This window comes from Blautia sp. AM23-13AC, assembly GCF_003435675.1.
Taxonomy (GTDB): Bacteria; Bacillota; Clostridia; order Lachnospirales; family Lachnospiraceae; genus Fusicatenibacter; species Fusicatenibacter saccharivorans.
Window position 1 is genome coordinate 1 of sequence record NZ_QTUL01000023.1, and the last position, 14,055, is coordinate 14,055.

The window sequence follows — 14,055 nt, forward strand, 5'->3', positions numbered from 1 at the left end:
AAGAAGCACATATCTGTGCAAAATCTAAATAACAGGCGTATCCGCCGATATTTTGTCTGCCGCTTAAAGCGGCCGGAAGCACGTGACTTTAGTCATGTGAGGTTCACGGAAGAGATGATGATATTGACTGGTGAGGGATGGGGAAAACAGTCTTTAGGATACTTTTTTCAGGAAGTTCACAAAATAGGTAACTGTTTCATTTGATAAATATAGTATATTCTGGAAATGTGTTCTGTGTGTGGTGAGAAAATTAAGGGTTTCTAAAAAAATAATGAACATTATATTGACAGAAATACTCCGGGGAAAAATAAAAATCCCCGGAGTATTTTTACGTGTTTCTATCTAAAAGCACCATCAAAAATCATATCAGCAAATCTTACATTCCGGTCACTCACCGCACCAAACAATTCAAACATTCCTTTAGTACTATCTGTGACAATCAAAGTCAAGGTATTTTCATGAAAATAGAATTTCCATGTTTGTGAATGCCCGGTTTCCTGCCAGCATATAGTCAAAATAAGGGTACTCTGGTCTACCCAACTGTGATGGGCAGCATATTTCCAAATACGGTTTCTCTGTTCGTCTCCAATAAGTGGGCTATTTGACGGAATTTCAATTGCATATGTGGTTTCTCCAAACAAATCAACAGTACAGGAACTGTGAATAGTCTGTATTTCATCGATTACAAACTCCATACGGCTGTTGCCAATCTCAAAGCGAAGAGTATGTTTTTCATCTGATGTACGACTGCGTAAATCAAATTCTTTTCCCTGAAGCATATGCATTAGATAAGAAGCACTCGGCGAATATACAACAGGAGTTTCCCACTGGTTCATTACGTTTTTCATGTATTGGTAACACCATGCATCACGAGGTTTCGGCTGCTCAGTTATGTTATTAAGGATATACTTTTCAATCAGAGGGAAAATTCTGCTTCCATCCGTTTCTTCAGCAGTAGTTGTAATAACCATATCCATTTTCGGAAATACCATGCAATACTGGCCAAATGCTCCATCAGCACGATAGCTCCCCGGACTGTTCTCCCAAATTTGATATCCATAGTGGCGGCCCCATCCGGCACATCCCTGCACGTTTGTGGAAATGTGGGGGTATGATGCCTCCGTAACCCATTCTTCCGTGAGAATGCGTATGCCATTGTAAACACCTTTATGTAAGTACAAAAGTCCCAGTTTTGTGAGATCACGTGGAGCAATCAAAAGCCCCCATGCTCCAGTGTTAACATCTCCATGTTTATCCCAACTGACATCTGTAATCTCCAGAGGATCAAATAGATGCGTCTGTAACCAATCTTTCAGGCACATGCCAGTCACACGGCTGATAAGTTCTGACAGCATATAAGTTCCTCCGGAATTATAGACAAAATGAGTTCCTGGCTCATATACTATTTTTCTGGTAAAAAAGATTTCCGGCCAGGGTCTTATGCCATTGCACATATCTCCCACTGTATCCACGCCATGACCCGTACTCATAGTCAAAAGATGGCAAATTTTTATGGTACGGGCTGCATCATCCATGTCCAAATCTCGACATTCCGGAAAATAATCAAGAACGAAATCATCTACCCGCAACAAACCTTCTTTTACCGCAATCCCTATAGCCGTGGATGTAAATGTTTTGCTTACGGAATATACCAATCTTTTATCAAGTGCACAAAACGGATATTTGGAAACTTCTGCTATCGCTTTATCATGGCGAACAATATGAAGAGTCCGCAATTTATAATTTATTTCATCACATTCTTTCAGAAACTGGGCAATAGCTACAGAGGAAATGCCTACATCTTCAGGAATATAAAATTTATTGAATAATTGTGTCATTAGAATTCTCTCCTTTATTGGGTATTTCTCAATTTTATAACTTCTTCATCTGGATTCATAAAGTTACTAATCAAAACTAACAAAATGCTACAGACCAAAGGAACGACTGCATATCCGCATCTTTCAGCAAACAGGGTGACAGAAGATTGTGCAATGCCATTATTTGCAGCTTGAGCGTCATATTTACACAGAGACAAAGTGTGTGTCTGGTCAATGATAAAACCGCTTGAAAATTCTGTCACTGCGTTGATAATACGTCCGGCAGACATCATAAAAGCAATAAACGACATGGACAACAGCAGATTGTCGGTCAGATACAGTGTTAAAAAGAACCAAGAATACCACCCAGACAATTAGCTCCACAGCCAAAAAGTGCGTATCCAAACATTTGAGATTTTGCAATCTCTCCATTATTCTTATCTCTCATTGTGATAATCCTCCAAGATTATTTTAAGTTTTTTACGCGCGCTTTTACTTATCTGAAAGATATCATAGATAGTATATTGTAAGATATAGGAGAATTAACCTTTGAATTTAGTAATATTGACCAGTCATTTTTATAACACTCGTTTTATAGTAACTCATTAACTAACGTACCTTGAAAATTTCATATAAGACAACAAATATTTCATATTAGTAGTGTTTTCCATTAACATACATTCAGATTCTTTGTTGCTTTTTTAGCTGTTTGCTGAAAGTAAGGCGCACTGATCCAGACTGTCCAGATATGCTGACAGTTTCTTAAAATTCAATGCTGCAAGTTTAATTCCGAACCGAAGCTTTGTGGCTAAAAGTCCTCTGACCGGCATTGCCCTGTCTGCTTGATATAGCTGCAGCTTTTCGGGGCATTTCCGGCAGGACAGCTGATAACCCTGGTCCCTTCTTCTGTGAATAAGAAATTATTCATTCTTAGCAAAAGACATAGGATCACCTCACAAATAATCTGAGATCATTATACCATTTCCTGACATAAATTTGTTGTTTTGTATGAAATTTTCAAGGTTCGCACGGGTGTACCTTTTGACCCCCTAATCATAAAATGGATTTTTTGTTATCATTTTTCTATAATTTCCAGGGGTTTTCGAATAATATTTTTTAAACTGAGCGATAAAACTTCCCTCATCCGAAAAGCCCACCTCCTGAGCGATTTCAGAGATCCGTGTGTTTGTGTCCTTAAGCAATTGTTCTGCATGAATAACCCTGCACTGTGTCACATACTGATTAAATGTCATACCTGTATTTTTTTTGAATAAACGGCAAAAATATTCTTTGGAGAAGAAAAAACGTTCTGCTACTTCACTGGTCTTGAGATTGCTGCTGTAGTTTTCATGAACATAATTAAGAACATGTTCAAAACGCTGAAAACTTTCCGAACTTGTCGCTTCGAACTTTTCCCGTTTCATACAACATTCTGTTGCAAGAATATACACAATTTCACAAATTTGTTTGATTGCATAAATATTCATATATGCTGCATCTTGTGTTTTACATTTCTTATTCATTTCTTCAAGAAGTAACTGTATCTTCCGTTCTGCCATATTGTTAAGAATAAAGTAACAGTTATCATAATCTGGAATCACTTTTTTTAGAAAATCGTAGCTGATTTGTATCGTAACCCCTGTAACGCAGATCCCGCCCTGTGGAAAAAAAGGGATAGACGAATGGACTTCTCTGCTGTTTATCACAACAACATGTGAAGGCGTTACATCTTCAATTCTTCCATTTATAAAGAAGCGGGAAGAGCCTTCAAAAACCGTATTTATTTCCAACTCTGGATGCCAGTGACTTTTTATGATTGCACTGTCCGCCCGGGTATGGCGAATCAATCGTCCAGGAACGATTCCGTTTAGTTTTACTTTTTCATAAATTCCATAATCTTTCATTCGTTATACCTCCCTGTCTGGATTTCAATCAAATAGGAGAGAGTGATTATTTTCCGTCATCAATAAACGTAGTACGCATTTCTGTATCCCATAGAGATATGTGTAGTATTCTCATTGCGAGAACTCATGTAAAGTATATCAGATTAATTTAAAAATGTCTAATAAGTATGATATGGGTGTCAAAACACTCGTTTTATAGTAACTCATTAACTAACGTACCTTGAAAATTTCATATAAGACAACAAATATTTCATATTAGTAGTGTTTTCCATTAACATACATTCAGATTCTTTGTTGCTTTTTTAGCTGTTTGCTGAAAGTAAGGCGCACTGATCCAGACTGTCCAGATATGCTGACAGTTTCTTAAAATTCAATGCTGCAAGTTTAATTCCGAACCGAAGCTTTGTGGCTAAAAGTCCTCTGACCGGCATTGCCCTGTCTGCTTGATATAGCTGCAGCTTTTCGGGGCATTTCCGGCAGGACAGCTGATAACCCTGGTCCCTTCTTCTGTGAATAAGAAATTATTCATTCTTAGCAAAAGACATGGGATCACCTCACAAATAATCTGAGATCATGATACCATTTCCTGACATAAATTTATTGTTTTATATGAAATTTTCAAGGTTCGCACGGGTGTACCTTTTTTTACAAAAATGATTAGTCAATATTTCTAAATTTAAAGGTTAATTCTTCTATATCTTCCAATATACTATCCATGATATCTTTTAGATAAGTAAAAACGCGCGTGAAAATCTAAAATAATTTTGGAGAGTTATTGCAATGAGAGACAAATAATAGAGGTATTGTAAAATCTCAAATGTTTGGCCTTATAGTAGGACTTTCTAAGAATATAGGGAGGAATAACATGAAAAGGAAGAAAATTTTAGCTCTGCTTATGGTAGCAGCACTCTGCGTTGGAACAGTGGCAGGATGTGGCTCCAAGGATACGGAAAGCAGTAAGAGCGAAAGCAGCAAGAATGAAAACAGCGAGAGCAGTACTGGGGACAGTAAGGATGATTTGTCACCTATAACTTTCAAGTACTACAATGCAGACGGAAAAAATGGTAACTGGGAAAATCCTGTTGCTCAGGCGATTACTGAAGCCACAGGTGTGACTTTGGATATTTCCTATCCGGTATCCAGTACAGGCGATCCTGACGAGGATATATCTTTGATGATTGCTGAGGACAAATATCCAGATATGATTTATGCTAAGCAAAGTGTAAACAGTCTGTATGAGGCAGGTGCACTTATTGATATGACAGATCTGATCGAGGAATATGGTCCAAATATTAAAAAAATGTACGGCGATGAGTTTGAAAAGCTGAAATGGGGTTCTGGAGATGAAGGAATATATCAGCTTTCTTATGCTGGTGTAGGATACCAGATTTTGGCAACCGGAGGAAACTGCCAGATACAGTACGCAGCTCTTAAGGAAAATAATTATGAATATCCTAAGACTCTGGAGGAGTATGAAGCCCTGATCAAGCAGTACCTGGCAGCACATCCTAAAACCGATGATGGTCTGGATACCATTGGTATTTCCATGAGTGCTGCTGACTGGCACTGGCTCATTACACTCAGTAATCCCGCTGGATTTATTGCTGATGGTGCACCGGATAACGGTTCCTGGCTTGTTGATGATAACTATAACTGCATTTATAAGCATGTGAGTGATAAAGAAAAAGAATATTTCAGATGGCTGAGTCGTATGTATGATGAGGGAATTCTGGATCCAAACTTTGCAACACAGACAGATGACGATTACATTGCAAAGCTTGCCAGCGGACGTGTTGTAGCTATTACTGATGCACTTTGGCATTATGGACAGGCGGAAGCAACATTGAAAGCAGAAGGAAAACTGGATAAAACATATTGTCCGCTTCCTGTGACAATTGATGCTGAGACGAAGGCACCCACACTGATGTATCAGGGTCTTCAGGTTGGATACGGACTGGCAATCACAAAGGACTGTGAGGATCCGGTTCGTGCAATTAAATTCCTTGATTATCTCTGCTCCGATGAGGGTGCAGTACTTTACAAATGGGGTGTTGAAGGAGAAAACTATTTTGTAGATGAGAATGGAATGAGATATCGTACGGAAGAAGAGATTGCAAAAGCAAGTTCTGATCCGGATTACGGAAAAAATACTGGTATTGGCAATTATACGGGATTTCCGATTTATGGAGACGGTGCAGTGGATGAAAATGGTAATCCTTACACACCTGTTACGAGAGAATCTGTAATTGCAGAGTATAACGAGGAGCAGAAGGCAGCTTGTGAAGCATGGAATGTAGAGATGCTGACCGATATCTTCCCGCAGCCAGATGAATTCGAAACACCGCCGTATTCCCCACTTTGGGCATATGCGACACCGCAGGAGATTACGAACAATGTGGAAATTCTGAATGAGATTGCATGGCCGGGACTGATTAAGTGCGTAACAGAAAGTGTAGATAATTTTGATGCAAACTGGGATAAGCTGATTGCGGATTATGAGGCTAATGGATTGGAAGAAACAGAACAGATGATGACAGATTTCCTGGCAGAAAAAATTTCATAAACAAAAATATGGAAACTGATAAAGGGACCTGATTCGTAAGGAGTCAGGTTCTTTTCATAAATGGATAAGAGGGGAATAGAAATGAAAGGCAGGGAAAAAATATGAAAAGTAATACGATATATCCGCCGATGTCCGAACGTGAGATCAGCGGTGCTGCAATATCGAGAGAAGCGGCGACGCAGGGAATGGTACTTTTAAAAAACATAAATGGGGTTCTTCCGTTAAAGGGCAGGGGAAAGATTGCCTTGTTTGGAAACGGAGCTGCCAGAACAATCCGCGGCGGAACGGGATCGGGAGATCCTTTTAACGGCGGTCTTTCCGGCGGTGGTGATCAGGATGTGGATCAGTCTCTGCGTTATCATATTAATATTCTGAATGCTATGGAAACAGAAGGTTTTGAGATTGTGAACCGGGAACAGCAGATGGCGTGGGCCAGATGCTATGATCTGGCCAAAAGAGAGATGAAGGACCAGGTCATGAGTGTTTTTGCGTTTCCGGAGGAAACGCTGACAACAGAAAAACTGGAAGAATATGCAAAAGAAACAGAAACTGCTATTTGTGTCATTTCGAGAAATTCCGGTGAGGGAAATGATCGTTTCATGAAAAAAGAAGTATCCATTGGGGATAAAAAGTATGAAATTGGAGATTACAGGCTTTCTGCAGTGGAGATGGATAATCTTAAAAAGCTGCGGTCAGCTTTTTCCTCATTGGTACTGGTGCTGAATGTTCCGGGCTCCATATCGGTGCAGGATCTGGAGGCGGCTTGTGCGGATGCTATTCTTCTCATGGGGCAGGCAGGACAGGAGGGAGGAGCCGCCGTTACCGATATTCTCACAGGTAAGGCAACACCGTCAGGAAAGCTGACCGCAACCTGGGCAAAAAAATATGAAGATTATCCTACGGCAGGCAATTTCCTTCAGGATTTTAATAAGGCAGTATATACGGAGGGAATTTATGTAGGTTATCGTTACTTTGATACATTTAATGTTGAGCCGGGTTATCCTTTTGGTTATGGACTCTCCTATACGACATTTGCACTGGGAAATCTGGAGGCATCGCTGGATGAGGATACACTGGTTCTTGGCGTAACAGTAGAAAATACAGGAGCGTTTGCCGGACGTGAAGTTGTGCAGGCATATGTTTCTGCACCGGTATCGGAGATGGATATGCCGGAACAGGAGCTGAAAGGTTTCCAAAAAACGATGTTACTGGCACCGGGCGAAAAGGAAGATATCAAAATCCGCATACCGCTGCGTAATCTTGCATCTTATAGTGAAAATGCAGGAGGTTATATTCTGTCAAAAGGAGATTATGGAGTGCGTATCGGTACTTCTTCCAGAGATACAAAACCGGTGTGCAAGATTCGGCTGGAACAAACTGCTTTGACAGAACAGGTATTGGTGGAGCTTCCGTTAACGGAAACTTTGGAGGAAAAGAAGGGGTTAACTGACCGAAAGGATGAAACTATATGGAAGGATGTACCGGTTCTTCTGGCTGTGCAGATACCGGAAACGCTGGATTCGCGTTCAGCCTATAGCGATGAAAAGGTGGTTACATATGCGACAGATACCAGCTATCAGCCGGTTATGCCTTACGAAACAGTACGGTATGTGGAAAAGAAAGAATGGAAGCTGAATGATGTGGCTTCGGGCAGAGTGTCAATGGAAGAATTTGCCGCACAGCTTGATGCTGCACAATTGGCGGATCTTTGCTGTGGTACAGGCTGGGGTGTGCAGGATGAGAACAATCCTGTGATTGGAGCCAGTTCGGAATCTGTACCTGGAGCGGCAGGGGAAACAACACACGCACTGGAAAGTTATGGTGTTTCTTCTATTGTATTGGCAGACGGTCCGGGCGGTGTGCGTATCACACAGCAGTTTGAGGCAACCGATCTGGAATCGGGGGAAAAGAGGCAGGTATACCATTACTGTACGGCATGGCCGGTGGGTACGCTTCTTGCTCAGTCTTTTGATCCGGAAATTTTGGAACAGGTAGGATGCGGAATGGCAGCAGATATGCAGGCAATGCGGATTGATTTGCTTCTGGGACCAGGAATGAATATTCAGCGTGATCCTATGTGCGGACGAAATTTTGAATATTTTTCTGAAGATCCTCTCATATCTGGAAAGATGGCGTCAGCAATGGTACGCGGTCTTCAGAGCCTGCCAGGAGGAGGTGGATGCATTAAGCATTATGCAGCTAATAATCAGGAGACGAATCGGAATGCTGTGGATTCTGTGATTGGTCAGCGGGCACTGAGGGAGATTTATCTGGAACCCTATAAAATTGCTATTCAGGAATCTCAGCCGTTGTCTATCATGAGTTCCTACAATCTGATCAACGGTGTTCCTACAGCAGATAGTTATGACTTATGTACGGATCTTGCCCGCGGAGAATGGGGATTTGAAGGTCTGATCATGACTGATTGGAACGGAGGCAGCAGTACACCCTGGAAATCCATGCATGCCGGAAATGATTTGATTATGCCGGGAGGAAAAGGAAGGGCCATGAATATTCTTCAGGCTGTGAGAACAGTTATGCCGGAGTTTGATGAACGTGGGCAGGTAATTATGGTGCAGGAAGTACCATTTGCACCGGTTTTCGCAGCCCGCTGGAATTCCTTTACGGTTGATCCGGAAGGACCGGATACAGTCATGGCACCTCTGGGTGAAGGACATACTGCCGAGATGAAGGATGGAGAGATTTTGGTTGATGGGGAAAAAGTCTACATGCAGGCAAATGATATGAAAACATTTTTCAATGATCCGGCAAGCTTTGTGCCAAAGATATGCCCGGCCAATGAGGAAGTTGCTTTTATTTTAGATGATGGCAGAGCAATCGGGTACAAAGGACATTTGGATAAGAAACCTCGTCTGTGTCTCGGAGATGTGCAAAGATGTGCAGTCCATAATCTTCGGATCATTCTGAAATGTATGGGATTATAGTAGATGGGTATCAACAATTATTGTATAATGAGGTGAAAAAGTTTAGAAAATGAGAGGATGACTGAAGTCGGAAAAGAGATTGGATATGAAAATACGGAAAACTTTTTTCGTGCGTTTAAAAAGCATTATCATATGACTTCCTCTCAGTATCGGGCTGCAATACAGGAAGAGACCAATATGCAAACTGTATGTGGAGATAGAGATGTAATAAAACGGTAACAAAAAAATGACAAAATGGTAATGAAATAAGATATACATAAAATTACTAAAGAAAGGTGGAATACAAAATGGGAGATTGTTTTTACTGTAGTAAGGCAGAACCGGTAGTTCAGACTAAGGCGGGTAAGATACGGGGATTTAAGATGAATTCTACATACACTTTCTATGGCATCAAGTATGCTGATGCTGATCGCTTTCAAATGCCCAGAGAGGTAAAACCATGGAAAGGTATTAAAAATGCTCTGGCCTATGGTTATGTGTGCCCTATGCTGATGCAGGATCATCCGTTGATGGAGGTTATGATCCCACATCGTTACTGGCCAATGGATGAGAATTGCCAGTATCTGAATATTTGGACACAGAGTCTGGATCCGGAAGCAAAAAAACCGGTTATGGTATGGTTGCACGGAGGTGGATTCTTTGCAGGCTCATCCATTGAACAGGTGGCGTATGAGGGAGATCATCTGAGTGAGTACGGAGATGTGGTTGTCGTGTCATTGAACCATCGTCTGAATATTTTGGGATATCTTGATTTATCTGCTTATGGGGAAAAATACTACAATTCTGCTAATGTGGGAAATGCAGATATGGTCGCAGCCCTTCATTGGATTCAGGACAATATTGCTGGTTTTGGCGGAGATCCAGGTAATGTAACCCTGTTTGGTCAGTCCGGTGGTGGAATGAAAGTTTATTCCCTGATGAATACACCGGCTGCAGAAGGTTTATTCCATAAGGGGATTATCCAGAGCGGCGTAATAGAAGAAGGTAAAAAAGAGGCAGAGGATGACGGTACCGCAATTGTGGAGGCCCTTCTGACGGAATTGAAGTTGGAATCCGTTGAGGATTTGGAAACGATTCCTTACTATTTCCTTGCGGAAGCATATAATAAGGTGTCACCCAAGCTGCAGGAGAAAGGACTCTACGTGGGAGGAGAGCCGAGAGCAAATTCATGGTATGCCGGTGATCCGCGCAGAGTAGGATTTACCGATGGAGCAAAAAAGATTCCGGTGATAGTGGGTAGCGTTTTTGGAGAATTTGATTTCAAGCCGGTTCTGGAGAATAGGGATGAACTGACCCGTGAGGAAACGATGAAACTTCTGGAAAAATGCTTTCAGGAGGATGCAGAAGAGATTGCAGCAGAATTCGAAAAAGCATATCCGAATAATCGCCTTGTAGATGTTCTGTCGCTGGATTATATTTTCCGTTATGCATCGAAAGATTTCATTGCGAAGAAGTCAGTACATAAGGAAGCTCCCGTATATTCCTACATGTTTAATTATGAATTCCCATATGAGGGAGGAAAACTGGCATGGCATTGCTCTGAAATCCCGTTTGTTTTCCATAATATTGACCGAATTCCTATCTGCAATGTGCCGGGAGAAACAGACCGCCTGCAGGAGAGAATATGTGGTGCCTGGATAAACTTTGCGAGATACGGAAATCCTTCCGTTCCTTCTCTTCCGCAGTGGCCGGTATGTGAGCCAGGTAAAGAGGCAATTATGATTTTTGACAATATCTGCGAAGTTAAAGATAATTATGACCACAGGCTGATGGAGCTTCTTGTTAAACATGCTCCGGCATTTACTGTACCATTAGATGAGGATGCAGAAAATGTATTTATGCACTGATGCGGAAAGGATGGAATGCATATGGCAAAGCTGACTACATATCAGGTGACGGAGATTGCAAAAGACACCTGGGTTATCAATGAGGCTGGTATGACAGCCATGTTTTTGTTAAAAGGTACGGAACGTGCATTACTCATCGATACGGGTGTCGGAATGACAGACCTGAAAAAGCTGATTTCCTGGCTGACTCCGCTTCCCTATGATGTAGTGCTGACACATGGACATCCGGATCATATCGGAGGAGCTGCTCAGTTTGAAGAGGTATATATTCACGAAAAAGATGAGGATAGTCTTAAACCGATAAATTATGATAGCATCGCAGATTATGTGGAACTTTTGGGAAATATGGGAGCTTACGATGTGTATGACTGTAGCCCTGCGGATATCCGGCGGATACAAAAGATGCCAAAATGTCTTCCTTTGAAGGAGGGGATGGTGTTTGAGCTGGGGGGACGCAGTATCGAGGTAATTGAGACACCGGGTCATACATCGGGAGGCTGTTGTTTCCTTGATCGGAAAGAGCGAATCCTGTTTTCTGGAGATGCCTGCAATGGTAATCTGCTCTGCAGAGACAGTATTAATACACTATTGGGAGCTCTGGATAAAATCAAGTCCTATGAAAGTGAATTTGACCGCAATTTTAATGGCCATGTGGGATATGCGGGAATGCCTTTCGTTGGTTCCATGGATCATAGCATCATGAATACAGCGATACGCATCTGTGAGAATATCCTTTCAGGAACTGCGAAAATCGAGGATGGCGGTAAGAATGCGTTTGACGGAGATTGCAAGGTTGCGACAGACGGAAGAATCCGTATTGTATTTTCCCCAGACAGACTGATAGATGAAGGTGAAATTCCAGTAAGATAAACACAACAGACTCCGCTGGGGTTAACTTAAGCCTGAAAGCCTTGAAATCAAGACCTTTGGGCTTTTTATAAGTGTGCCATCAAGGCAGAATCTCCGGTTCTGGTGGCTTACAGTACCATAGACATGATGAGGTAATAAGAATGAAAAAATATTTTTTGTATTTTCTTGGTTTGAATTTAATAGCTTTTGCTGTTGTATTAAATGTTCGCTTTGATTTAGGAGTTGCTGCTTTTAGTTCTGTGATGTATTCAATATCACAAATCTATAACATTTCTTTAGGAACAGCTTCTATTATCTGTTACTTAATATTTGTTATTATTCAATGTATTTTATCCAAAAAGATCACAGTTACTTTTATTTTAGAAATTCCGTTATCGTTTGCTTTTGGTTGGTTGACTGATTTATATGATTTTATAATTCCTACATTATCGTTAAGTTTATACTTAAGGGTTATTTGCTTTATTATGACGATGTTCATTACTGCAATGGGCGTATTTTTAAGCGTGAAAACAAATCTTATTTTAACACCAACTGATGGTATTGTAAAAACTATTTCAGAAGTCTTCTCTTTTCCTTTTTCAATAGTGAAAAATACTTTTGATATTACACTTGTGTTTGTCACTATTATTTTATGTTTAATTAATCATACCCATTTTTATGGTCTTGGTATAGGAACCATACTGACAGCCTTATTTATAGGAAGAATTATTAATATTTATGAAAAAAAGATACAGTTATCTTTTTAAAGGTGGCAATTGGGTATTACGATGCTAAACTGTTGCTGGAAGCATCGAAGGAGACACGGATCCATATGCAGATGGTCTTTGCCTTGTTAATGGGGCTTAGCCAACCTTGATCATAGCGCACAATAAAACACTTGCAGCACAGCTGTATGGTGAGTTTAAGGAATTCTTCCCGGAAAACGCAGTGGAATACTTTGTCTCCTAGTATCTTGATATTAATTTGCATACCATATATTGATTTGGAAAGGTAAAATAATACTATATAAAGCATAATAAACGATGCGTTAAAAGTAAATGGACATGATGGATTGGCTATAACGGTGAACAAAATTCGTCGAAGAAAGTAGTAAAATTGATACATGGAAAATACTGATTGAGAAACGAAGGTAAACTGGTTATAATAAAATCAAGAAGAAAGATTTGTGAATCGAGAAACTTATAGTATTATCAGCAGAAAATGAGGTGATGATGTATGCCAAAGATTATGCAGGATTTAATTAAACAGTATGTGGAAGAGGTCAAGAAGATTTATGGTTCCCATGTACGTCAGATAATCCTTTATGGTTCTTATGCAAGGGGTGACTTCCGTCCGGATTCTGATGTGGACATTATGATTCTGGTAGATATGTCGGATCTGGAATTAAAGGCATATGCACAACAGCTCTCGTACATGACCTATGACTTTAATATGGATCATGACACGGATATTAAGCCTATTGCAAAAAGTGAAGCACATTTTAACAAGTGGATTGTGAACTATCCATTTTATTCCAATATTCATAAAGAAGGGGTAGTTTTGTATGGAGCAGCATAATCAGGAAATCGGTACTAGACGGGATCTGGTGTTATATCGTCTGGAAACAGCCCGAAATGATCTGAAATCAGCAAGAGCATTATTTTCTATTGAAGATTATAAAGGAGCCAATAACAGGGCATACTATTCTATTTTTCATGCAATTAATGCAGTACATGCTGTAAGCGGTAAAGCATATAAAAGGCATAAGGATGCTGTGGCTAACTTCAATAAGGATTATGTGAAAACATCAGTGTTTCCAAGAGAAATGGGAAGGAAAATCGGACAGGCAGAAGAGATTCGCCATGCCAGCGATTATGATATATTGCAAGTAAAGAAGAATCAGAACGGCAGATTTCAGTTGCAGATGAATCTATAATTCTGGCAGAAAAATATTGTATGGAACAGCTTGAAAAACAAAAGGAAAATTGAAATGAACGAGGATGCCCCTCAGGGTTTGAAGCCCTGAGGGATATTTTATGTAAAAGTATATTATTCTAATAAGCGCAACGGATGCTCCGTAAACGGTAGAACCTGAGTACCTTTTTATTCACTTCAAGTTATGCCATAATC

At 40.5% G+C, this 14,055-nt stretch carries 10 protein-coding genes and 1 pseudogene; 9 read left to right on the forward strand and 2 right to left on the reverse strand.

Features of this window, described 5'->3' with window-relative positions:
• A partial coding sequence (locus tag DW642_RS16085) for a hypothetical protein (RefSeq protein WP_207660215.1) occupies window positions 1–204 on the forward strand: 204 nt, incomplete at its 5' end.
• A 134-nt stretch (window positions 205–338) separates the two neighbouring features.
• On the opposite strand, the gene DW642_RS15460 is transcribed toward DW642_RS16085, so the two are convergent.
• The gene (locus tag DW642_RS15460; RefSeq protein ID WP_117510985.1) at window positions 339–1,838 is read right to left on the reverse strand and encodes a serine hydrolase domain-containing protein; all 1,500 of its coding nucleotides are present in this window, start codon (window positions 1,836–1,838) and stop codon (window positions 339–341) included.
• A gap of 1,028 nt (window positions 1,839–2,866) precedes the next feature.
• On the reverse strand, window positions 2,867–3,721 hold the full coding sequence (locus DW642_RS15465) for an AraC family transcriptional regulator (protein WP_117510987.1): 855 nt from the start codon (window positions 3,719–3,721) through the stop codon (window positions 2,867–2,869).
• 865 nt (window positions 3,722–4,586) lie between these two features.
• On the opposite strand from DW642_RS15465, the gene DW642_RS15470 reads away from it, so the two are divergent.
• The 8 genes and pseudogenes from DW642_RS15470 (at window position 4,587) to DW642_RS15505 (ending at window position 13,861) form a co-directional block, all read left to right on the forward strand.
• A complete protein-coding gene (locus tag DW642_RS15470; protein WP_055220729.1) occupies window positions 4,587–6,284 on the forward strand; it encodes an extracellular solute-binding protein in 1,698 nt (565 codons plus the stop codon).
• Window positions 6,285–6,385: 101 nt separating this feature from the next.
• The gene (locus tag DW642_RS15475; protein ID WP_117510989.1) at window positions 6,386–9,229 is read left to right on the forward strand and encodes a beta-glucosidase; all 2,844 of its coding nucleotides are present in this window, start codon (window positions 6,386–6,388) and stop codon (window positions 9,227–9,229) included.
• 287 nt (window positions 9,230–9,516) lie between these two features.
• Entirely contained in the window at window positions 9,517–11,076 is a 1,560-nt protein-coding gene (locus DW642_RS15485) for a carboxylesterase/lipase family protein (protein WP_117510993.1), read from the forward strand.
• 21 nt (window positions 11,077–11,097) lie between these two features.
• The gene (locus DW642_RS15490; protein ID WP_158555036.1) at window positions 11,098–11,946 is read left to right on the forward strand and encodes an MBL fold metallo-hydrolase; all 849 of its coding nucleotides are present in this window, start codon (window positions 11,098–11,100) and stop codon (window positions 11,944–11,946) included.
• A gap of 140 nt (window positions 11,947–12,086) precedes the next feature.
• Entirely contained in the window at window positions 12,087–12,692 is a 606-nt protein-coding gene (locus DW642_RS15495; protein ID WP_117510997.1) for a YczE/YyaS/YitT family protein, read from the forward strand.
• A 100-nt stretch (window positions 12,693–12,792) separates the two neighbouring features.
• Window positions 12,793–12,891 (forward strand): annotated as a pseudogene (locus tag DW642_RS16710) (DEAD/DEAH box helicase family protein); the annotation flags it as partial.
• Window positions 12,892–13,161: 270 nt separating this feature from the next.
• Window positions 13,162–13,503, forward strand: a complete 342-nt coding sequence (locus tag DW642_RS15500) for a nucleotidyltransferase domain-containing protein (RefSeq protein WP_055220717.1) — start codon at window positions 13,162–13,164, stop codon at window positions 13,501–13,503.
• Entirely contained in the window at window positions 13,490–13,861 is a 372-nt protein-coding gene (locus DW642_RS15505) for a HEPN domain-containing protein (protein WP_330410170.1), read from the forward strand. Before DW642_RS15500 ends, DW642_RS15505 begins: the two co-directional genes overlap by 14 nt.
• The last annotated feature ends 194 nt before the right edge of the window (window positions 13,862–14,055 follow it).